Source organism: Anaerozeibacter quisquiliarum (assembly GCF_051162045.1).
In the GTDB taxonomy this organism is placed as follows: Bacteria; Bacillota; Clostridia; order Christensenellales; family Aristaeellaceae; genus Anaerozeibacter; species Anaerozeibacter quisquiliarum.
The window spans coordinates 1-20,333 of sequence record NZ_JBISDI010000048.1 but is presented as its reverse complement, the minus strand read 5'-3'; the positions used below and the strand labels follow the sequence as shown (position 1 = coordinate 20,333).

Sequence of the window (20,333 nt, the reverse complement as noted above, 5' to 3'; positions counted from 1 at the left end):
CTAATCCTCCGGGGAAAAGATGTGGTCGTTTGCGTCCTTGTGCCACAGCCAGGCATGCTCGGCGTCGTCGATGCGGGTCTTCTTCCACGGGTCGCCCTTGAGGTGCCGGATGCCCCACACATAGGCCATCGCGTAGCCCGGCGCGGCGGTTTGAGAATGGAAGCCGTCCAAGATCACCGTCAGGCCGTTGTGCCCGGACTTATAGATCTCGCCGTTCGCGAAGCTCGCGCCGAAACCCTGATGCCTGTCGAAGCGGTGGAAGTAGACCTCGGGCTGCGGGTGGTGGTGGGGCGGATAGCTCGACCACTTGCCCGGGTAGTTGAGCACCTCGCCCAGCACCATGTTGGACCAGGGTGCGCTCTCGTAGTCGAACAGCGTCTTGATCTCGCGGCGCATGCAGCCCATCAGCTCGCCGTTCGCGCCCGCGTGCTGCACATGCACTTCCTCCGGCCGGTAGAGCTTGGCCGGAAAGTCCCGCTCGTTTTCGGTCGCCTGCACGTAGATCTCGGCGTCCGCAAGCGCGGTCACGCTGACATGCGTGTTCTTGGGCACGTGCAGGCACCAGGGCTCATGGCGGAACTCGTCGGGCCGCTCGGCGACCGCGTTATGCGCGTCCCACTCGAAGCGCACGCTGCCCTTGAGCAGCAGCAGCGCCGCCTCCTTGTCCGGTTCGCTGAGCGCCCACTGTGCGCCCTCTTTCAGCACCAGCAGCCCCACGTCCATGAAGGTGCCCGCGTCCCGGTCGGGCGTCGTGAGGTAGGGGTTGTAGCCCGGACCGATTTCACGTTGAATGTACATGGTTCCTCTCCTAAATCCCCGCGTGTTGCCGAATGTACTTGCGCGCCACGATTGCGTATTCGAGCGGATTCGCCTTCGCGGGATCCTGCTCGGCCTCGACCAGCAGCCAGCCCTCGTAGTTTGCCTCCGCGAGCTTCTTCAGGATGGGGTCAAAGTCCACGCAGCCGTCGCCCGGCACCGTGAACGCGCCCTCGCGCACCGCCTTGAGGAAGCTCCAGCCCTCGGGCTTCACGCGGTCGACCACCGCGCGGCGCATGTCCTTGAGGTGCACGTGGCCGACGCGGGCCGCGTAGCGCTCGAGCATGGTCAGCGGGTTCTCACCGGCGAAGGTGAAGTGGCCGGTGTCATAGCACAGAAACACCGCCTCGGGATCGGTCCCGCGCATCATGCGGTCGGTCTCATCCGCGGTCTGCACCACGGTGCCCATGTGATGATGGAAGCACAGCTTGAAGCCCCGCGCCCTGGCCAGCGCGCCCAGCCGGTTGAGCCCGGCCGTGAACCGCGCCCACTCGGCGTCGTCCATCACATGCTTGGCCCCGCCCAGCACCGGCGTATCTATCTGGCCCTGGATCGAATAGCTCTGCTCGGATACGTTGACGCGGTTGGCGCCGACGGCCTCGAGGAAATCAAGCGCCTTCGCGAACTCGGCCTCCTCTTCTTCGATCGGCCGGGTCAGGATGAACGAACTGTACCAGCGCGAGGCGATTCGCATGCCGCGCAGGTCGAGTTCCCATTTGAGTTCCGCGGGATCGGCCGGATACTTGTTGCCGATTTCGGTGCCGGTGAATCCGGCGAGCGCCATTTCGCTGACCGTCTGGCGGAACGTATTCTCCGCGCCCAGTTCGGGCATGTCGTCGTTGCACCAGCCGATCGGCGCGATGCCCAAGGATACCTTCTGGCTGTCGAACATTGTAACGCCTCCAAGTTTACGTTATACTGTTTATACCGTCGCCATTTTACGCGCGCGCGCCTCGATCTTGCCGCGGGTCACGTCGATGGTCACCGCCACGATGATGACGAGGCCGATCACGATGTACTGGATGTCGTTGCCCGCGCTGAACAGGTTGAGTCCGTTGCGGATCGCCGAGATCAGCAGCGCGCCCAGCAGCGTACCCCAGATCGTGCCCTTGCCGCCCCTAAACGAAGCGCCGCCGATGATGCAGGCCGCGATCGCGTCGGTGTCGTAGGTCGCGGCGGACGCGGTGTTGGCGGTGTTGAGCCGCCCGGCCAGCACGACGCCCGCGATGCCGCACATCAGGCCCGAGATCGTGTACACGATCGTCAGTACGCGCTCCGAGCGGATGCCCGACATGCGCGCCGCCTCGGGGTTGCCGCCCACGCAGTAGATTTGACGGCCCAGCGCGGTGTGGTTGAGAAACACGTCGAAGATGGCGTAGACGATGAGGATCAGCAGGAAGCTGACCGGAAAACCTATGCTTCCCACCGTCTCCTTGCCGATCCACAGCACCGGGTCGATGCCCTTGTTGGTGAAGCCGATCGTCTTCGAACCGGTAATCAGCAGCGCCACGCCCCAGAACACGTACTTCATGCCCAGCGTCGACACAAACGGGTGCGGCAGATCGAGCCGGGTCAACAGCGTGCCGTTGACGAAGCCCGCCGCCGTCGAGATCGCGATCGCGCTGACGATCAGGACGAACGGATTGGTGATGCCGAAGTTCTGCGTCAGTACACCGATCAGGCAGGTGGCGAGGATGGTGTTGTAGCCCACCGACAGGTCGATGCCCGCGGTAATCAGCGCGAGCAGCATGCCCGAGCCGATCAGGCAGTTGATCGAGGTCTGCTTGAGGATGTTCATCAGGTTGCTGACCCGAAGGAACTTGTCCGGCAGCGCGACCGAGAATACCACGAACAGTATCGCCAGAACCATGAGCGGCCCCAGCTTCATCAGGATGTCGCCGATGCCGGTCTTTTTCTGCCCGGCGGTACTTGGTGTGCTCGTCATCCGACTTCCCCTCCCCATGCGGCGCGCATGATGTCCTCCTGGTTGAAGTGATCGCCCTCGCGGTCGAGCTCGACCATGACGCGTCCGCCGCGCATAACGATCACGCGGTCGCTCATGCCCAGCACCTCCGGCAGCTCCGACGACACCATGATGATGCACTTGCCCTTTAGGACGAGGTCGTTCATCACATTGTACACCTCGACCTTCGCGCCCACGTCGATGCCGCGCGTGGGCTCGTCAAAGATGAAGATGTCGGCGTCGCAGTTGAGCCACTTGCCGATCACGACCTTCTGCTGGTTGCCGCCCGACAACTGCGCGGTGACCTCGTCGACCGACGGCGTCTTGATGCGCAGCGTGCGCACCAACTCGCGGCTTGAACGATCGACCATCTTGCCGCGGAGCATCGGCCCGAGCTTAAACTTCTGCATGTTGGCCAAGATCATGTTGGTCTTGACCGACTGGCCGAGCACCAGCCCCTGCCCCTTGCGGTCCTCGGTCAAAAACGCGATGCCCTTGCGGATCGCCGCGCCGGGATTTCGGATCGACGCCTTCTTGCCCCGGATGTGGATCTCGCCGCTGTCGAGCCGGTCCGCGCCGAAGATGGCGCGCATCGTCTCGGTGCGGCCCGCGCCCACGAGTCCCGCGAAGGCCAGTATCTGCCCGCCGTAGGCCTCGAAGCTCACGTCGCGCAGCACGCCCGCGGAGTTGAGGTGCGCCGCCTTCAAGAAACACTCGCCCTTGACGCCCTTAACCTTCGGGAACTGGTTCTCGAGCGTGCGGCCGACCATCGCCTCGATCAGCCGGTCGTTGGTCATGCCCTGCATGTCCTCGGTCATGATGTGCTCGCCGTCGCGCATGACGGTTACGCGGTCGCACAGCTCGAACAGCTCCTCCAGCTTGTGCGACACGAACAGGATCGCGATGCCCTGATCGCGCAGCTTGCGCACCGTGTCCATCAGCCGCCCGATCTCCTGCTCGCCGAGCGACGAGGTGGGCTCGTCCATGATAATCAGCTTGGCGCTCTGCGACACCGCCTTGGCGATCTCGACCATCTGCTGAAGCCCGATGCCGAGTTTCCCGCAGGCCTTGCGCGTGTCGATCTCGGGATGGCCCAACAACGACAGCGCCTCGCGGGCCTCGCGGTGCATCCGCGGGTAGTCGAGCAGCCCCAGCCGGTTTGTGAGCTTGCGCCCCATGAACACATTGTCCACCACCGGCAGCATGGGCACGATGTTGAGCTCCTGGTACACGCAGGCGATGCCCTGCGCGCGCGCCTCGACGGGGTTCGAAAAGCTGACCTTCTGCCCGCCCACGAAAATCTCCCCCGCCTCGGGGATGTGCACGCCGGTCAGCACCTTAATCAGCGTGGACTTGCCCGCGCCGTTCTCGCCGATCAGCCCGTGGATTTCACCGGGCTTGATGCCGATGTGCATGTCGCGCATGGCGACCACGCCCGGAAACTTCTTGGTGACGCCCCGCAGCTCCACTGCATACTCGTTCATCCGGCCGCCTCCCTCCTGATGGGTTTGCGGACGATCCGGCGCGCCGGATCGTCCGCAGGGATCCCGCGTAAGTACGCTTACTTCAAGAACTCAGCGGCGTTGGCGGCGTCGATGATGACGGTGTCGACGACCACGCGGGCATCGATCGCCTCGCCCTTGACGGCGCTGGCGGCGGCCTTGATGGCGAGCTCGCCCATCAGCACCGGCTGCTGCGCGACGGTGGCCGTCATCTTGCCCGCGGCGATCAGCTCCACTGCGCTGGCATTGCCGTCGAAGCCGATCACGTTGATGCCGGAGACGCCCGCCGCTTCGATGGCGTTGATCGCGCCAATCGCGGTGTCGTCGTTCATGCACAGCACCAGGTTGATCTGGTCGGGGTAGGCGTTGAGCAGATCCTCCATGACCTTGGTCGCGCCGTCCGTGGTGTTGTTGCCCGACAGCATCGCCAACGGCGTAATGCCCGCTTCCTTCAGCGCCTTCTCATAGCCGGCCTTGCGCAGGTTGGAGGTGTTGTCGCCCTCCTGGCCGTAGATGATGACCGCGCCGGTCTTGTCGCCGTTAAGCTTCACGCCGTAGACGCCGCCGGTGTAGGCGGCATCCTCGTTCGAGGTGCCCACGAAGGTGGTCTTCTGCTCGTACGCGCAATCGGTGTCGCAGAAGATCACGGGGCCTTTGTAGCCCGAGGATTGCAGTACGCCGATCACCGCGTCGCCGTCCAGCGGGGCGATCACGATGGCGGCGGGACCCGCGGCCAGCTGGGTCTCCAGCTGCGCCACCTGCTCGGCGATCTCGGTCTCCGCCGAGGCGCCCTGCACGTCGATGGTCGCGCCCAGCTCCGCCGCCGCCGCGTCGCAGCCGGACTTCACATTCTGCCAGTACTCGCTGGAAAGCGTCTTGAGGTTGACGGAAATCGTGCCTTCCGCAAAGCCGGGAACCGAAAGAATCGTCGAGAGCATCAGGACCAACAGGATCGCAAGCGTCTTTTTCATGGAATTCCCTCCGTTCATATTTTGACCCCCGGGACGTGCCCGCCCCGGTTATCATCGGTAGCATCATTTTAGCGGTATCAACCGATGAAGTCAAGAGCAGATGGGCAACTTACTCAAAAATGTGATAATGTTGTGTGGTTTTCTCCGCCCAAACTCCTCATAGGATTGACAAATTTGCAACGACTATGATATCATGCATAATGTATGCTGCTGAAAAAGAGAGGGATTGGATGAAGGCTTCGCGGCTCGACGCCATGGAACAATACATCTTACAGAACGAACAGGTCTCGATCGCCGAGCTGCAGGCGCACTTCGGCGTGTCGGTCAATACGCTCCGGCGCGACCTCGACGCGCTCGAGGCCCGGGGCCACGTGACCAAGATCTACGGCGGCGCCGCGGCGCGCACGCCCGCCTCGCTGATTACCATGCCGAACAGATTCCAGATGAACATGCCCAATAAACGGCTGATCGGCGAGCTGGCCGCGTCGGTCATCCCGAACAACACCACGATCTTCATTGATTCCGGCTCCACCACCCCCAACGTGATCCCTCACCTGGGCGCAAAACGGGGGCTGACGCTGGTCACCCACAGCCTGGTCGCGATCAACGAAGCCAGCCGCCTCAAGGAGGTCAACACGATTTCCCTGGGCGGCATCTACAACGCCTCGCTGGGCGCGTTCGTGGGCATGTCGATCCTGGACTCGATCCGCACGCTGTCGGCGCGCGTGGCGCTGATGGCCGCGACCGGCGTGTCAATCGCGCGGGGCCTGACCAACAACACCTACTTCGAGGCCGAGATCAAGCGCGTCATCACCGCCAACTGCGGTCAAATCGTGCTCATGGCCGACCGCACCAAGTTTGGCAGCGACGCCATGATCTCCTACTGCCCGCTCGAAAAGGTGTCCACCGTCGTCACCGACCGCGAACCCCCGCCCAATTACATGGAATTCTTCGAAAAACACGGCATCCCGGTGCTGTACGCCGCGGAACCGGAGGCATCTTCCTGGGTAAGCGCTGAATAAAACACGCGCGCGGTGGCGGCTGCAATTCCGCCATCTCGCGCGTGCTTTTATCAGCGCTTGCCTAGATACAGAATTGCTCCACGATGCCGCAGGTCATCACGTCGGCCATTTCCAGCGCCTCCGCCTGGATGGCGTCGAACTCTTGGATGCTGCGCTCGTATTGGCCGGTCAGCATCTGCGTCGCCTCGTCCTCGGTCATGCGCAGATGGTCGAACAGCAGCTCCCGCCAAATGTGCTCGCTCCAGAACGGATTGATGCCCGCGAGAAAGCGCGCGATCTCCTCGGCGTTGGCGTACCACAGCGCTCGCTGCCGCGCCACCTCCGCGGCGTCGCCGGCCTTGGCCGCGTTCACCAATTGCGCGGCGATCAGCAGGTGCCCGGTAAGCAATTCTCCAAACCGCGCGGCCACCTGCTCGCCGTACAGCGGGCGGAACTCATCGGCAAAGTCGCGCGGGTTCTGCAGCAGCCGCTGCGTGACAAACGGCAAATCCGGCAAACTGAATACCGTGCTGACGATGAAGAACCGCGTCCACAGCACATGCTCGCTCCACAGCCTTCGGTTCAAGTTCGACACCCGCAACTGCTCGCGCGTCAAGCCACCCTCGGCGCACACGGATTCCGGAAACATGATACCCCTCCTCACAAGGCATCCGACGCCCTCATAAACCCTATGCCGTGGCAGGCCGGGCCGTGCGCCTTAATTGGTAGGCATATTTTCAGATGTGTCTGCGCCAATCCGCCCTATACAAAAAACCCGAACTCCAGCGCCTTGCGCCTCAGCTCGCCCAAGGTATCCGCGTTCCAACCGGGATCGTGCCCCGCCATGGCCCGGCGCAACGGCGTTCGTTGATTGCGCGGCAATCCGGCGATGAATCGCCTGACCTCAAGCGCAGTGTAATCGGCGGCGCAGGTCGCATACAGGTCGGCGTATGTGGCATACCCGGCGTCATACGACAGGCGCATGTCCAAGGATAGCCGGGCCTCCACCCTTCGTGCGGCGCGCTCCCGCCGCCTCTCTGCCGCCAGCGCCTCGCGCATCATGCCTCGGGCGTATTCTTCGAACCGGCACCGCTGCCCCGCGCGATAGGTGCGCAGCGCGATCAGCAGCGCCGCGGCTGCGACGGCCTTCGCATCCTCCCGGCAGAGACCGCGGCCGTACAGCAACGCCTGGCCTTCGGCGAGATCGCCAAACGCCCGGATCACATCCTGCTCGGTCGCCCGCGCCACGCCCCTCACCCCTTTTCGGCCAGGATGGCGTCGAGGCCGCTCTTGCGCGGCTTCATTGCGGCCGCCCTCGGCTTGGGTGTCACTTCACGGGGAACAATCCGCCCATACCAGGCGCCGCTGGATTCGTCAAAGCTGAATCGGCAATAGGCGGGCAACCGGACGCCCGAGGAGACGAGCTGATCCGCGAGCGCCACCCTGCCCAGCCTGCCCGACTCGGTGAGGCGCAGGCAACCCTCCGTACCCTGCTCGCCGGCGGCGGTCCGCAGCGCGATGTGCTCAAATCCGTCCGACGCGTATAACTTCACCCACCCGGCCCCGCCGAGCGCCTTCGTCAGCGCGGCGTTCGCGGTGACGGTACCCCCGGCGGCGATCGAGAGCGAGGGCGTCTTGTTCGCCGGCCCGCAAATGACCTGCATAAAGCTGATGCCCTCAATATTCAAAGCTTCCGACCCCCGCGCGTTCGGCTGTACCATGCTCGCCGCTCCCTTCGTATAGGCTGTCCGTCTATCGTATTATAGCAAAGTAAATTCCGCATTTCAAGTACAAAGCACCCGAATCCCGGGCGCTTCACAGCCAGGCAACGCAAACGCCCTTTACAGCGCCAAGGGCGCGCCTTATAATACAGGGGATATCTATGGGCTGGACAGCCCTTACGAAGGATGGTCGCACATGGACAAGCATCGGATTCGGAACTCGCTCTTGCTGCTCTTGACCGCCGCCATCTGGGGCGTGGCGTTTGTGGCCCAGCGCAAGGGCATGGACTACGTGGGCCCGTTCACCTTCACCAGCGTGCGCTCGCTGATCGGCTGCGCGTCGCTGCTGCCGGTGATCCCGCTCGTCTCCCGCATGAACCGCGCGTCGGGCGCGCCCAAGGCACAACCGGCCGACCGGCGCACGCTGCTGCTCGGCGGGCTGTGCTGCGGCGCGCTGCTGTTTGTCGGTTCCAGCCTCCAGCAGGTCGCGCTCCAGCACACCACCGTGGGCAAGGCCGGCTTCATCACCGCGCTTTACATCGTGATCGTGCCGGTGATCGGGCTCCTGCGCGGCAAGCGGTGTTCCCTGGCTTTGTGGGCGGGCGTGCTGCTGGCGCTTGCCGGGCTGTATCTGCTGTGCATCAACGAGGTGTTCACCGTATCTTTCAACGACGTGCTGCTGCTGATCGGCGCGTTCGTGTTTTCGCTGCACATCCTCTTCGTCGATCACTTTGTCCAAAAGGTGGACGGACTGCGGCTGAGCCAGGCTCAATCGCTGGTGTGCGGGCTGATCGCGGCGATTCCGATGCTGCTGCTCGAATCGCCCCGACCCGACAATTTGTTGGCGGCGTGGCTGCCGATCCTGTACGCGGGCGCGCTGTCTTCAGGCGTCGGCTACACGCTGCAAATCGTAGCCCAAAGGGGGATGCACCCCACGCTGGTCTCGCTGATCCTGAGCCTGGAATCGGTCATATCGGTGCTGGCCGGTTGGGCGCTTTTGAATCAGCGGCTCAGCGCGCACGAGCTGATCGGCTGCGCGCTGATGTTTACGGCCATATTGCTCGCTCAATTGCCGGGCCGCGGCGCAAAAAAAGCGCGCTCCCTCTCCCTGGAGGGCGCGCCATGATTACGGGCATTGTGGTGGCCGGCAAGCGCATCGGGCGTACGCTGAATTTCCCCACCGCCAATTTGCATCTGGAGGCGGGCTGCGCCGCGCCCGCGCGCGGGGTGTACGCCGCCCGCGTCCGGCTGGACGGCGAGATGCACATGGCCATCATGAACGTGGGCGACCACCCGACGCTGCCCGGCGGCGGCCCCACGGTGGAAGTGCATCTGCTCGATTACGCGGGCGACCTGTACGGCCGCACGCTGGCGGTCGAGCCCGTCCGCCTGCTGCGCGGGGAGATCAAATTCCCTTCCAAAGAAGCGTTGGCAAGACAACTGGCCGAGGACGCGCGCCGGGCAAGGGCGTTGCTTACGTAATTTACGCCCCCATCTCCTGACGCCGCTTGCCGCGCCTTCGGTCCCGCACGCGGGCGCGCACGTCGTCGCCGCGCGGGCCGCCGCCGGTCGCGCACGTCTGCTCGTACACGTCGTTCCAGCCCTTGCGCCCGCGCGAGCGCCCAACGTGGTACTGCGCGATGTTACAGGCGCAGCCCGCCGCGATCGCGGTCAGCGGCACGAGCTTGGCGCCCGCCACCCAATTGAGCAGGGAAAAGTTAAACATGCCGAACCGGAAGCCGCCGGTCAGCCCGATCGCGGCCGCGCCCAGCAGCAGCGGGTAGCTGGCCAGCGCCCGGTTGCGCAGCAGGATGGCGGCCAGGGCGTACAGCATCACCGTACCCAGGAAGCCGACCAGGTAGAACATGCTCGGGTCGTAGAAGCTGAGCGCGCGCGCAAAGGGCAGAGCGGTCTCACGGCTCAACCGCCACAGCCCCTCGATCGCCCACCAGATCACGTCGAGCCGAATCCAGAATTCATAGCCTGACAACGCCATCAGCGTGACCGCGCCCCAGAACAGCAGCCGTCGGCCCGCCGTGCGCCGTTTCTCCATCGTTTGATCCTCCCGGTTGTCCGTATCTGTATATGTGTCTGGGTAAAGTGTAGCGCCGGCGCCCGCCGTTGTCAAGTAGGGGCGATCCGCGCTTGCCCGTCCGTCCCCCGCTCACAGCTCGCACGAACAAACAAATTGACATCGCAGGCATGCGGTGTTAAAATTAAAATCTTCACTTCAAAAATAAGGGAGGGTGATCTCATGGCTGCCATCACAGCCGACGGACTATCCAAGACGTACACCGTGCGCGAGAAGAAGGGGCTGTTCGGGCGCAGCGCAAGGCGCGTCGAGGCGCTCAAGGGCGTATCCTTCGACATCGAGGCGGGCGAGCTGGTCGGATACATCGGTCCGAACGGCGCGGGCAAATCGACGACCGTGAAGATCCTCTCCGGCATCCTCACCCCGGACGGCGGGCGCTGCAGTGTGCTCGGGCTCTCGCCGTGGGCATCCCGGGTGAAGCACGCGGCGCGCATCGGCGTCGTGTTCGGCCAAAGAAGCCAGCTCTGGTGGGACCTGCCGGTCATCGACTCCTTTTCCCTGTTGAAGGACATCTACCGCATCCACGCAGCCGACTACAAGAAAACACTTGACGAGCTTTCCGGGCGGCTCTCGCTCGACGAATTGCTGAAAACGCCTGTGCGCCAGCTATCGCTCGGCCAGCGAATGCGCTGCGAGCTCGCGGCGTCGCTGCTCCACAGCCCGCAGGTGCTGTTCCTGGACGAGCCGACGATCGGGCTGGACGCCGCGACGAAGCTCGCCGTGCGCGATTTCATCCGGCACATCAACCGGGAGCGCGGCGTGACGGCGATCCTCACGACGCACGACATGGACGACATCGAGTCGCTGTGCAGCCGCGTGATGCTGATCGGCGCGGGCGAGAAGTTGCTCGACGGCGACATCTCGCTGCTCAGGCGCGGGCGGGACGAGCGCGTGCTCACCTGTGAGGTCGAGCGCCCGGCGGCGGCGCGGCTCGACGCGCGGGTCCTCTCGTGCGAGGCGAGCGGGCGCACGCTGACCATTCGGTTCGACCCGGCGATCGTGACGGCGGCGCAGCTGATCGGCGAGCTTGACGCGCAGTGCGGCGTGGGCGACGTGACGGTCGAGCGCACGCCCATCGAGCGCGTGGTGGCGAAGGTGTACGCGGAGCTCGCCGGGGGAACGGCCGTATGAGGATGTATCTGTCGTTCTTCCGCATGCGGTTTCTGACGCTGATCCAGTACCGCGCGGCGGCGCTCGCGGGCGTTGCGACGCAGTGGGCGTTCGGGCTCATGCGGATCCTGGTGCTCCACGCGTTCTACGCCTCTTCGGACGCCGCGCAGCCCATGAGTTTTGAACAGACGGTGACCTATGTCTGGATCGGGCAGGCCATGCTCGGCGCGTTCCCGTCCTACGCCGACTCGGCCATCATGAACTCCGTGCTCACGGGCGAGGTCGCCTATGAGCTCACGCGCCCCCTGGACATTTACTGGATGTGGTTTGCGCGCACGCTCGCGCTGCGCACCGCGCCGACGCTGCTACGCGCCGTGCCGCAGTTTTTCATTGCGCTGTTGCTCGTGCCCGCGCCGTACAAGATGGCGCTGCCGACGCCCGCGGCGCTTGCGGCATGGCTTACGGCGGCCACATTCGGCCTGCTGCTCTCGACAGCCGTCACGACGCTCATGAGCGCGTTCACGCTCTGGACGGTGCGTGCGGAGGGCATCACGCGCTTTCTGCCGACGCTCGTCATGTTCTTCTCGGGCATGTATGTGCCGCTGCGGCTGATGCCCGCGTGGGCGCAGCTTGCGGGGCGGCTGCAACCGTTCGCGGGCATGATGGATCTGCCTGCGCAGCTCTTTTCGGGCAGCCTCGCGCCCGGGCATGTCGCCTGGATCGTGGGCTTACAGCTGTCGTGGTGCGCGATATTCGTCGCGGCGGGGCGCGCGCTGATGCGCGGCGGGCTGCGGCGCGTGACGGTCGCGGGAGGTTGAGCATGAACGGCATTGCATTGTATTTCAAATTCCTCGCGGTCTCATTTCGGGTGCAGATGCAGTATCCGGCCTCATTCGTGCTGTACGCCGCGAGCAATTTCGCGGCCAGCGTCGTCGAGCTTCTCACGCTCTACGCCTTCTTCGCGCGCTTTCAGTCGCTCGGGGCGTGGTCGCTGCCCGAGGTGATGCTGTTCTATGGCATGACCTTCATGGCCTTCGCGCTCGCGGAGGCGTACATGCGCGGCTTCGACACGCTCGACCGGCACATCCGATCCGGGGCGTTCGACCGCATCCTGCTTCGGCCGCGCAGCGCGTTCCTGCAGGTACTCGGCAGCGAGTTCCAGCTCCTGCGCGTCGGGCGGTTCATCAACGGCATCATCCCCTTCGTCTGGGGTGCCCTGCTCCTCAGGCCGGGCTGGGGGATTGGGGATTGGCTGCTGATCGTGTTCGCGATCGTCGCGGGCTCCATGACATATGGCGGCGTGATGCTGATGCGCGCGGCGGTGAGCTTCTTCAACGTGGAATCGCTCGAGCTGTTCAACATCTTCACGCACGGGGGCGTTGAGGCGTCGAGTTATCCGATGGACGTGTACACGCTCTGGTTCCGGCGGCTGTTCACCTATGTCATCCCGCTCGCGGCGATCAACTACTGGCCGATGAGCATTCTCCTGCGCAAGCACTACGCGCCCGCGTGGGCCGCCTGCCTCGCGCCCCTGCTCGGCGTGGCGTTTTTCGCGCTGGGCTACGCCTGCTGGCGCTTCGGCGTGCGGCACTATCGCTCGACGGGTTCCTGATCGGCCGTTCCTATGTTTTGCCTTGGCAATTGCCGCCAATCCGCTTGCCGTGATTGTCACACATCTGTTATACTGCATTCATAAATCAGAGGGGGATGGAGCGGGATGAAACCGAAGGATTACAGGTATACCGGCAAGCGGCCCTTCGAATTCGACCGGGTGGAATGCGGCGCTTCGGCCAAGGCGCGGTTGATGAAAGAAGAGCTGATCGAGCGCACCGAGGAGAACATCGAGCATCTGGCGCGGCTGCAGGACCGACTGTACGCCGACGGGCGCGAGGGACTGGTGGTGGTGCTGCAGGCGATGGACGCGGCGGGCAAGGACTCCACCGTCAAGCACGTCATGTCGGGCCTCAACCCGCAGGGCGTATCGGTGTATTCGTTCAAGGCGCCCACCGCGCCCGAGCTCGGACACGACTACCTGTGGCGGATCGCGCAGTGCCTGCCCGAGCGGGGCAGGATCGCCATCTTTAACCGCTCGCACTACGAGGACGCGGTGACGGTGGACGTGCTCAAGCTGTACCCCCGTTTCAAGATGCCCGGGCGCTGCCTCGAGGGCGACTTCATCGGCCGGCGCTTGGACCAAATCTGCGACTTCGAGGAATACCTGTACGAAAACGGCATCCGCATGGTCAAGATCTTCCTGAACGTGTCGAGGGATGAGCAACAGAAGCGGCTGCTCGAGCGGCTGGACAAACCCTCGAAGCACTGGAAGTTCAGCGCCGGCGACCTGGATACCCGCGCGCGCTGGGACGACTACCACCGCGCCTACGAGCGCGCGATCAACGAGACCGCCACCAAGCACTGCCCCTGGTACGTGATCCCGGCCGACGATAAGTGGTTCACGCGCTTCTTGGTGTCGGAGGCGATGATCGAGGCGCTTCAAAAGATCGACCCTCAATACCCCGAGCCCGCCGAGCCGGAGCGGTTCTTAGAGTACCGGCAGCGGCTGATGGATGAGCAATAAGGTATAGCGCGTCCCCCCTTTCGCATAGATTGTCGTGCAAAAGGGGGGATTTATATGGCGCTCGACCCCAGGGGACAGACGGCGCTTTCGATCTTGAAGGGCGTGTTGGCGGCGATGGCGACGACCATCGGGTGTATGGCGGTGTTGGCGCTGTTGGTGGTGCGCATGGGCCTGAGCGACGGCGCGCTCACCGTGCTCAATCAGATCGCCAAGGTGGGCTCGATCTTTGTGGGCACGCTGGTCGCGGTGGGGCGCGGCGGGCAGCGCGGTTTCGCGCTGGGCGCGGCCACCGGCACGCTGTACATGATCTTGGGCTACGCGCTCTATTGCGCGCTCGACGGCGCGCTGGTGTCGGCCGGTCTGCTGGCCGGCGAATTTCTGATGGGCGCGGCGCTGGGCGCGGTATCGGGCGCGGTGGTCGCCAACCTCCCTCCGCGCGGCAAGCATACCCGGCGCAAGCGGACGGTTACGCGGCCGGCGTAGGCGGGGAAGAAACAAGCGAAAACGGGGCTGTGGCGCCGGAGAACCCCGGCGTTACAGCCCCATTCCGTTTATCCTTTGATCCCGGTCGAGGCGATGCCCTCGACGAAGTGGCGCTGCAGCAGCAAAAACACGGCGATCGTGGGCAGCACCGCCATGCAGGCGGCCGCCAGCGAAGGGCCGTAGCGGAACGCCGCGTCGTTGGCGGCCGCGCCGAAGTAGCGCGCCATGCCCACCGGCAGCGTCAGGTTCTTGTCGCCGCTGAGCATGATCGAGGGCCACAGGAATTGGTTCCAGTTGGTGATGAACGTCAGGATGGCCACCGAGGACAGCGCCGCCTTCGACAGCGGCAGCAAGATCACCGCAAAGAACCTGAGTTCCGAGCAGCCGTCGATCTGGGCGGCCTCCTCGATGCTGATCGGCAGTTCCTTGAAGAACGAGGTCAGGATGAACAGGCTGGTGATGTTCGCGCCGGCTGTCAAAACCAGCGATAGCTGGGACAGCCCGGGCGTCCGGCGCAGCCCGGCCATGCTCAGGAACTTGAACAGCGGGATCATGTAGCCTTGGATCGGGATCAGCATCATGGCCGTAATCAGCGCAAACAGCGGCCCCCTGAGCTTGAATTCCATCCGCGCCAGCGGATAGGCCGCGAGCGAGCTGATGACCAGCACCAGCAGCGTCGAAAGCCCCGTCACCAGCAGGCTGTTGCCCATCCAGTTAAGATAGGGGTAGCGCGACAGCACCGTCTGGTAATTGGCCATGACGAACGGCGAGGGCAGCAGCTGCGGCGGATAGGCGACCACATTCTGCTCGGTCTTGAACGAGGACATCACCGCCCACAGGATCGGGAACAGGAACAACAGCGCGAGCGCGAACATCAGCAGGTAGGTAAGCGCGCGCTTGGGCAGATTCTTCATCCCGGCCCCACCTCCTCGCCCGGCTTGAACAGCAGCCCCTGCAGCCTGACCAGACCGATCAGCAGCACCAGGATCATCACGCCGACCGCCGAACCGTAGCCCAACTGCTGGCGCTCAAAGCCCGTAATGAACTGATACTGGATCAGCGTCATCGTGGACATCGACGGCCCGCCGCCGGTCATGACCACCACCTGGTCGTAGACCTGCACCACGTTAATCAGCGTCAGCGTGATAATCAGCGAGGTGGTCCGGGACAAAAGCGGCAGCGTGATCCGCGTGAACGTCTTAAAGCGCCCCGCGCCGTCGATCTGGGCCGCCTCGTAGATCTCGCCGGGAATGCCCTGCAGGCCCGCCAGGTACAGGATCATGTTGTAGCCGAGGTACGACCAGACGATCACCGCCGACACCGACGCCAGGGCGATGTTCCTGTCGATCAGAAACCCCGCCTTCGCAAACCCCAGCGCGGACAGCGCGTAGTTGATGATGCCGAAGTTTTTGTCGTACATCCAGTTCCACATGATGCCGACCACCGCCGGGATCAGCACGTAGGGGATGACCGCAATCGTGCGCACGGCGTTGCGGCCCGGTATCTTCTCGTTGAGCGCGATGGCGACGAGCAGGCTCAGCGCGACCAAGACCGGCAGCACGATCAGCAAAAAATAGGCGTTGTTGGCAAGCGCCCTGAAGAAATTGGCATCCTTGAACAGCGCGAGGTAGTTCTTGAAGCCGACGAAAACCGGCGAGCCCACGATGCTCCACTTGGTCATGCTGATGTAGATGCTCGCAAGGCTCGGCAGCAGCCGGAAGAAGAAAAAGACGCACAGGTAGGGCGCCATGAAGGCGAGTGCCTTGCCTCCTTGGTTTTTTTGCATGTCCTCACACCCTGAAACGATATTCGCGCCGGGGCTGTAATGGGAATGGCAGCGCTTCCCTTTTTACCATTGCAGCCCCGGCCGGGATACGATGGCTACGGCATGGAGAGGATCGCGTTCATGTCCGCCTCGAGTTGCTCCGCGACGGCGGCGGGATCGTTTCCGTCCAGCAGCAGCGACTGCGCGGCGACCACGAAGGGCGAGGTGGCCGAAGAGCCGAACAACTCCGCCGACTTGGCGCTCGCGGGCAGCAGGTACATGTTGGCCATGCTGTCGATGAAGGCCTGGCGGCCGGGCAGCGCGGCGGCGATCGCCTGGCCGCTGGTGCTGGCCGGGATCTGGCCGGACTTGGCCCACTCGCCGGAATTCTGATCCATCCACAGGATGAAGTCGCGCACGGCCTGACTCTGGGCGTCGCTGCGCTCGCTGAGCGGGAAGGCAAAGATGTGCTCGTTGCCCCAGGCGATCTGCTCGTCAAACACCTTGGGGTAGCGCGCGCTCTTCCAGTTCAGGTCGGTCGCCTCCAGCGCGGGCATCTGCCAGGGGCCGTCGACGAACATCGCGACGCTGCCCGCCGTGAAGCTGGCCACCGGCGTCTTGTCGCCGATCGGGCACACGCCGTACTTGATGACCAGATCCTGCAGGAAGCTGAGCGCGCGGGCAGCCTGCCCGCCGTCAAACGGCACCTCGCTCATCTCGTTCGTGAAGGGTGTGCCGCCCTGCTGGGCAATCATGGCGCTCATCTGGAAGCCCACGTGGTGGTTCATGTTGAAGCTATAGCCGTACTGGACGATGTTGTCCTTGTCGAAGCCGTCCTCGGTCGAGTTCTTGCCATTTTTGTCGATGGTCAGGCGGCGCGCGGCGTCGATCAGCTCCTCGCCGGTGGCGGGCGGGTTGTCGATGCCCGCGGCCTTGAGCATGTCCTCATTATAGTACAGGCCGTGCATGTGCTGGTCGAGCGGAATCGCGTACTGCTTGCCCTTGTACATCGTGCCGTCCCAGGCCGCGGGCGAGTAGTTGGCGGCGTCGATGCCGATCGTCGTAGCAAAAGCGTCGTCCATCAGCCCCATCTCGATGAACTGGCCCATGTCCATCGGGCGCATGGCCAGGATGTGCGGCGCGTTGCCGGTGGAGGCGTCGGCCAGAAACTTCGTGAACAGCGGCGTCCACTGCTGGGTCTCGAAGTTGATCGTGACGTTCGGGTGCTCGCCCATGTACTTGTCCACGATGCCCTTCATCGTGTCGGCGTCCGGGCCGGTCCAGCCGCCCCAGAAGTTGATGGTCACCTGCTCGGCCGCCAGGCCCGCCGGGGCGAGGCAGGCCAGCAGGAGCGTCAGCGTCAGGATAAGCGTCAGGGTCCTCTTCATGGTCAACATCCTCCCGTTTTATGATCTTTAAGGCCGCCGGCCTTGTGGGTCACATCCTTCGCGCCATGCGGTCCAGCGCCTCCACCTCGCGCTTGAACGCAGGCGAGAGCTCGGCATCGTCCTTCACGCGGCACCGCGTGGTCATCTTAAGCCCCTCTATGGCGCCCAGGTGGTACTTGGCGTTGACCGGATAGCACTGGCGCTCGATCAGCGAGGCGATGCTCAGGAAGTCGCTGAGCCGCTCGGCCTCCGCCCCGCCCTTTGCTGTGCACAGCCGCGCGTACAGCGCGGGGTGGAAGCTGGCCATCACGCCGCTGTAGCCCGCCGCGCCCGCTTGCAGCGACGAGAGCAGCGTGGTGCTGTTGGCGTTGTACAGCCGCATTTCGGTGCCCGCGATGGCCTCGATCCTGCGCGAAATCAGCGCCTCGTCGCAGCAGGTGTCCTTCATGAAGAAAAACCGCCCGGTCCGCGCCGCCCAACGCAGGCCTTCAAGCGACACTAGCCGCTTGTAGGGGAACGGACACTCGTACAGCCCGAGCGGCAGACCTTCGGGCAGGCCGTCCATCAGCGCCTGGGTGCGCGCGCGCCAGATTTCGTCCGATTCGCCCTCGGCCGCCATGCGGTTGGAGATCAGCACCAGCGCCTCTACGCCGGCCGCCGACAGTGCGCGCAGCTCCGCGAGCTGGCCTTGGGCCGCGTCCGAGACATGGCCCGACGCGATCACGGGTACCCGCCCCCGCGCGGCCCGCACGACCGTCTCGGCGAGCGCGACGCGCTCCTCAAGCGACAGGAAGAACATCTCGCTCGACTGGCACACCGCGAACAGCCCGCTCGCGCCCTGCGCGATGTACCAATCGGTCAGCGCCTCGAGCGCGGACAGGTCCACGCGATCATCCTTGGTGAACGGCGTCAGCATGACCGGCCAGACGCCGCCCGGAAAGGTATTCTTCATGATTTTCTCCCCTCCGCCATGTCGATCGCCCAATAGGCGATGTTCTGCCGTTTATACGTATAGCATACGTGCACATGCACGCCGTCGGCCAGGATGGCGGGATAGGCGAACTCGCCCTCGCCGCCGTCCAGGTCCATGAAGGTTTCAAAGTGCCGCCCATTATCGCGCGAGATGGACAGCCGCATCGGGCTGCGCGCGCCCCAGTTGTCCGCCACCGGGTTGTGCGCCAGCACGAGCCGGCCGTCTTCCAGCTGCGCCACGTCGATGCCGCTGTTGGGGTTCGGGATGTCGGTCGGGAAAGCCTCGGTGAAGTGGCGGCCGCCGTCGGTCGAGTCGGCCCGGAACACGCTCCCTTCGGTGCTGCGCATCAGCGCGTGCACGACGCCCGGCGCGCTTTCCCACAGCGTAGGCTGGATCACGCCGCGCCCATGGAAGCTCTGCTCGCTGACCGGGATGCGGCTTTTGACGGCGGCCGCTTCAACCGCCAGCGCGGCGGGATCAATCGCGATCGGGCTCGAGCGCCGCCAATGCGCGCCGTTGTCCTCGGACAAATCGACGAACGCGCGCCAGGGGCCGTCCTCGGTCGAGGCCGGCGCGGCGATCTCGCCGCTCATCAGCCGGATCGGCTTGGCCCGCACCGGGCCGCGCCCGCCCGCGTCGCCCGGCACCAGTTCCCGCGCCTCGGAAAAGCTATGCCCGCCGTCGTCCGACAGCCGAACCATTGTGCGCCAGCTGCGAATCCACCTGCCCACCTTGTAGTACAGCGCGATCGTTTTTTCGTCCGGCGCGAACAGCACCGGGTTCCAATGAGGCTCATCCGACTGCGCGATCAGGCGCGGCGCGTCAAACGCACCGTTTGCTCCCCTTGCCAGGTAGATGCCCACGTCGTCCGCGCCCTCCGCGCTGCCGCCAAACCAGGCGATCAGCACTCCGCCGTCCGCGAGCCGCAGCATGGTCGGGGCGTGGCACATGGCCGTGGGGCACTCGCGCATCACCAATGTGCGGTGCAGCGTCGCCATGCGGGATCCTCCTTGTTCATCATGAATGAATGATTTTCATCGTTAACCATACTGTATCACATTCGCGGCCGTCTGTCAACACAGGGCAGCGCGCGACGCGAGGAATATGCTTGCGCGGCGGTTCTTGCTTTGGTATAATGAAAAATGGTCACTTATGATGAACGGCATCGGAAGGAAGGGAACGCCATGGGCACGATGTCTGAACACGCCAAGGTGAAGTCGCTCTACAAGGCCGTCAAGCTGCTCGACCACTTCATCGGCACACCCGAGTTGGGCGTGACCGAACTCAGCGCACGCACCGGCATGCTCAAGAGCAGCGTACACAACATCCTGAGCACCTTCGAGCTGTGCGGGATGGTGGAGCGCAACCCGCAAACCGCCCGCTACCACCTGGGCGCGAAGGTGCTGGAGTTCAGCAACCAGTTTAACCAGCACAACGACATCCGTCAGCTGGTGCACCCCTACGCCGAGCAGCTCGCGGCCGCGACCGGCGAGACGGTCTACCTGGCCCGGCTGTTCGAGGGCGACGTGATCTACCTCGACGCCGTATTCCCGAGCGCCAACGTGGGCGGGCGCAACGTCGTCGGCATCCGCGCCTCCACCTACTGCACGGGCGTCGGCAAGGCCTTGCTGGCCAACCAAAACGACGCGTTGATCCAATCCGTGATCGACGCGGGGCTCACCCCCTACACCGACCACACGATCACCGACCCCAGGCGTCTGCGCGAGGAGCTTGACCTGATCCGCGCGCGCGGCTACGCCGTGGACAACATGGAGCACGAATTCGGCATCAAGTGCGTGGCCACGCCGCTGCGCAATTGCCGGGGCGAGGCGGTGGCGGCGCTGTCGGTGTCCGGTCCCTCCCCCCGCTTCAGCGACGCCGAGACGCAGCGCTACGCCGCTTTGTTGATCGACACCGCCGCAAGGCTGTCGCCGTTGATCCAGGGGTAGGGGCGGGCGGACCTTGGGTCG

Annotated in this window: 23 protein-coding genes; 9 read left to right on the top strand and 14 right to left on the bottom strand. The window is 64.4% G+C overall.

What is annotated here, in order from left to right:
• The 5 genes from ACH6CV_RS16245 to ACH6CV_RS16225 form a co-directional block, all read right to left on the bottom strand.
• On the bottom strand, nt 1–798 hold the full coding sequence (locus ACH6CV_RS16245; protein WP_456359265.1) for a 5-deoxy-glucuronate isomerase: 798 nt from the start codon (nt 796–798) through the stop codon (nt 1–3).
• Nucleotides 799–808: 10 nt separating this feature from the next.
• On the bottom strand, nt 809–1,708 hold the full coding sequence (gene iolE / locus ACH6CV_RS16240; protein ID WP_456359264.1) for a myo-inosose-2 dehydratase: 900 nt from the start codon (nt 1,706–1,708) through the stop codon (nt 809–811).
• 30 nt (nt 1,709–1,738) lie between these two features.
• Nucleotides 1,739–2,761 carry an ABC transporter permease gene (locus ACH6CV_RS16235; protein WP_456359263.1) on the bottom strand — a complete coding sequence of 341 codons (1,023 nt, stop codon included), beginning with the start codon at nt 2,759–2,761 and terminating at the stop codon, nt 1,739–1,741.
• Nucleotides 2,758–4,263, bottom strand: a complete 1,506-nt coding sequence (locus ACH6CV_RS16230; protein ID WP_456359262.1) for a sugar ABC transporter ATP-binding protein — start codon at nt 4,261–4,263, stop codon at nt 2,758–2,760. Before ACH6CV_RS16230 ends, ACH6CV_RS16235 begins: the two co-directional genes overlap by 4 nt.
• A 77-nt stretch (nt 4,264–4,340) precedes the next feature.
• Nucleotides 4,341–5,252, bottom strand: coding sequence for a sugar ABC transporter substrate-binding protein (locus tag ACH6CV_RS16225; protein ID WP_456359261.1), 912 nt, complete (start codon nt 5,250–5,252; stop codon nt 4,341–4,343).
• Nucleotides 5,253–5,482: 230 nt separating this feature from the next.
• On the opposite strand from ACH6CV_RS16225, the gene ACH6CV_RS16220 reads away from it, so the two are divergent.
• The gene (locus ACH6CV_RS16220) at nt 5,483–6,274 is read left to right on the top strand and encodes a DeoR/GlpR family DNA-binding transcription regulator (protein ID WP_456359260.1); all 792 of its coding nucleotides are present in this window, start codon (nt 5,483–5,485) and stop codon (nt 6,272–6,274) included.
• Between the two features lie 61 nt (nt 6,275–6,335).
• On the opposite strand, the gene ACH6CV_RS16215 is transcribed toward ACH6CV_RS16220, so the two are convergent.
• From ACH6CV_RS16215 to ACH6CV_RS16205, 3 genes are all read right to left on the bottom strand, one after another.
• Nucleotides 6,336–6,902, bottom strand: a complete 567-nt coding sequence (locus ACH6CV_RS16215; protein ID WP_456359259.1) for an acetylglutamate kinase — start codon at nt 6,900–6,902, stop codon at nt 6,336–6,338.
• A gap of 113 nt (nt 6,903–7,015) precedes the next feature.
• Entirely contained in the window at nt 7,016–7,501 is a 486-nt protein-coding gene (locus ACH6CV_RS16210; RefSeq protein ID WP_456359258.1) for a hypothetical protein, read from the bottom strand.
• 5 nt (nt 7,502–7,506) lie between these two features.
• A complete protein-coding gene (locus ACH6CV_RS16205; protein WP_456359257.1) occupies nt 7,507–7,974 on the bottom strand; it encodes a hypothetical protein in 468 nt (155 codons plus the stop codon).
• A 196-nt stretch (nt 7,975–8,170) separates the two neighbouring features.
• Here ACH6CV_RS16205 and ACH6CV_RS16200 point away from each other — a divergent pair, with 196 nt between their 5' ends.
• Nucleotides 8,171–9,100, top strand: coding sequence for a DMT family transporter (locus tag ACH6CV_RS16200; RefSeq protein WP_456359256.1), 930 nt, complete (start codon nt 8,171–8,173; stop codon nt 9,098–9,100).
• Nucleotides 9,097–9,456, top strand: a complete 360-nt coding sequence (locus ACH6CV_RS16195; RefSeq protein ID WP_456359255.1) for a riboflavin kinase — start codon at nt 9,097–9,099, stop codon at nt 9,454–9,456. Before ACH6CV_RS16200 ends, ACH6CV_RS16195 begins: the two co-directional genes overlap by 4 nt.
• 1 nt (nt 9,457) lies before the next feature.
• Here the strand turns inward: ACH6CV_RS16195 and ACH6CV_RS16190 are convergent, their stop codons facing one another.
• Nucleotides 9,458–10,027 (bottom strand): hypothetical protein, encoded by a 570-nt coding sequence (locus ACH6CV_RS16190; protein WP_456359254.1) that lies wholly within the window; start codon nt 10,025–10,027, stop codon nt 9,458–9,460.
• Nucleotides 10,028–10,228: 201 nt separating this feature from the next.
• Here ACH6CV_RS16190 and ACH6CV_RS16185 point away from each other — a divergent pair, with 201 nt between their 5' ends.
• The 5 genes from ACH6CV_RS16185 to ACH6CV_RS16165 all read left to right on the top strand — a co-directional run bounded on the left by ACH6CV_RS16185 (nt 10,229) and on the right by ACH6CV_RS16165 (nt 14,237).
• Nucleotides 10,229–11,197 carry an ABC transporter ATP-binding protein gene (locus ACH6CV_RS16185; RefSeq protein ID WP_456359253.1) on the top strand — a complete coding sequence of 323 codons (969 nt, stop codon included), beginning with the start codon at nt 10,229–10,231 and terminating at the stop codon, nt 11,195–11,197.
• A complete protein-coding gene (locus tag ACH6CV_RS16180; RefSeq protein WP_456359252.1) occupies nt 11,194–11,994 on the top strand; it encodes an ABC transporter permease in 801 nt (266 codons plus the stop codon). The genes ACH6CV_RS16185 and ACH6CV_RS16180 overlap by 4 nt, the downstream gene beginning before the upstream one ends.
• Nucleotides 11,995–11,996: 2 nt before the next feature.
• Nucleotides 11,997–12,788, top strand: coding sequence for an ABC transporter permease (locus ACH6CV_RS16175; protein ID WP_456359251.1), 792 nt, complete (start codon nt 11,997–11,999; stop codon nt 12,786–12,788).
• Between the two features lie 105 nt (nt 12,789–12,893).
• Nucleotides 12,894–13,754, top strand: a complete 861-nt coding sequence (locus ACH6CV_RS16170) for a PPK2 family polyphosphate kinase (protein WP_456359250.1) — start codon at nt 12,894–12,896, stop codon at nt 13,752–13,754.
• 54 nt (nt 13,755–13,808) lie between these two features.
• Nucleotides 13,809–14,237: a TIGR04086 family membrane protein gene (locus ACH6CV_RS16165; RefSeq protein ID WP_456359249.1), complete on the top strand. Its 429-nt coding sequence runs from the start codon at nt 13,809–13,811 to the stop codon at nt 14,235–14,237.
• Nucleotides 14,238–14,305: 68 nt separating this feature from the next.
• Here the strand turns inward: ACH6CV_RS16165 and ACH6CV_RS16160 are convergent, their stop codons facing one another.
• From ACH6CV_RS16160 to ACH6CV_RS16140, 5 genes are all read right to left on the bottom strand, one after another.
• Nucleotides 14,306–15,151 carry a carbohydrate ABC transporter permease gene (locus tag ACH6CV_RS16160; RefSeq protein ID WP_456359248.1) on the bottom strand — a complete coding sequence of 282 codons (846 nt, stop codon included), beginning with the start codon at nt 15,149–15,151 and terminating at the stop codon, nt 14,306–14,308.
• Complete coding sequence (locus tag ACH6CV_RS16155; RefSeq protein WP_456359247.1) at nt 15,148–16,023, bottom strand: carbohydrate ABC transporter permease; 876 nt, start codon at nt 16,021–16,023, stop codon at nt 15,148–15,150. The genes ACH6CV_RS16160 and ACH6CV_RS16155 overlap by 4 nt, the downstream gene beginning before the upstream one ends.
• A gap of 95 nt (nt 16,024–16,118) precedes the next feature.
• Nucleotides 16,119–17,390: an extracellular solute-binding protein gene (locus tag ACH6CV_RS16150; RefSeq protein ID WP_456359246.1), complete on the bottom strand. Its 1,272-nt coding sequence runs from the start codon at nt 17,388–17,390 to the stop codon at nt 16,119–16,121.
• A gap of 49 nt (nt 17,391–17,439) precedes the next feature.
• Complete coding sequence (locus tag ACH6CV_RS16145; RefSeq protein WP_456359245.1) at nt 17,440–18,342, bottom strand: dihydrodipicolinate synthase family protein; 903 nt, start codon at nt 18,340–18,342, stop codon at nt 17,440–17,442.
• Nucleotides 18,339–19,361 carry a sialidase family protein gene (locus ACH6CV_RS16140; protein WP_456359244.1) on the bottom strand — a complete coding sequence of 341 codons (1,023 nt, stop codon included), beginning with the start codon at nt 19,359–19,361 and terminating at the stop codon, nt 18,339–18,341. The genes ACH6CV_RS16145 and ACH6CV_RS16140 overlap by 4 nt, the downstream gene beginning before the upstream one ends.
• Nucleotides 19,362–19,547: 186 nt before the next feature.
• Between ACH6CV_RS16140 and ACH6CV_RS16135 the strand changes: the two genes are divergently transcribed.
• On the top strand, nt 19,548–20,312 hold the full coding sequence (locus tag ACH6CV_RS16135; protein ID WP_456359243.1) for an IclR family transcriptional regulator: 765 nt from the start codon (nt 19,548–19,550) through the stop codon (nt 20,310–20,312).
• Nucleotides 20,313–20,333 lie beyond the last annotated feature (21 nt).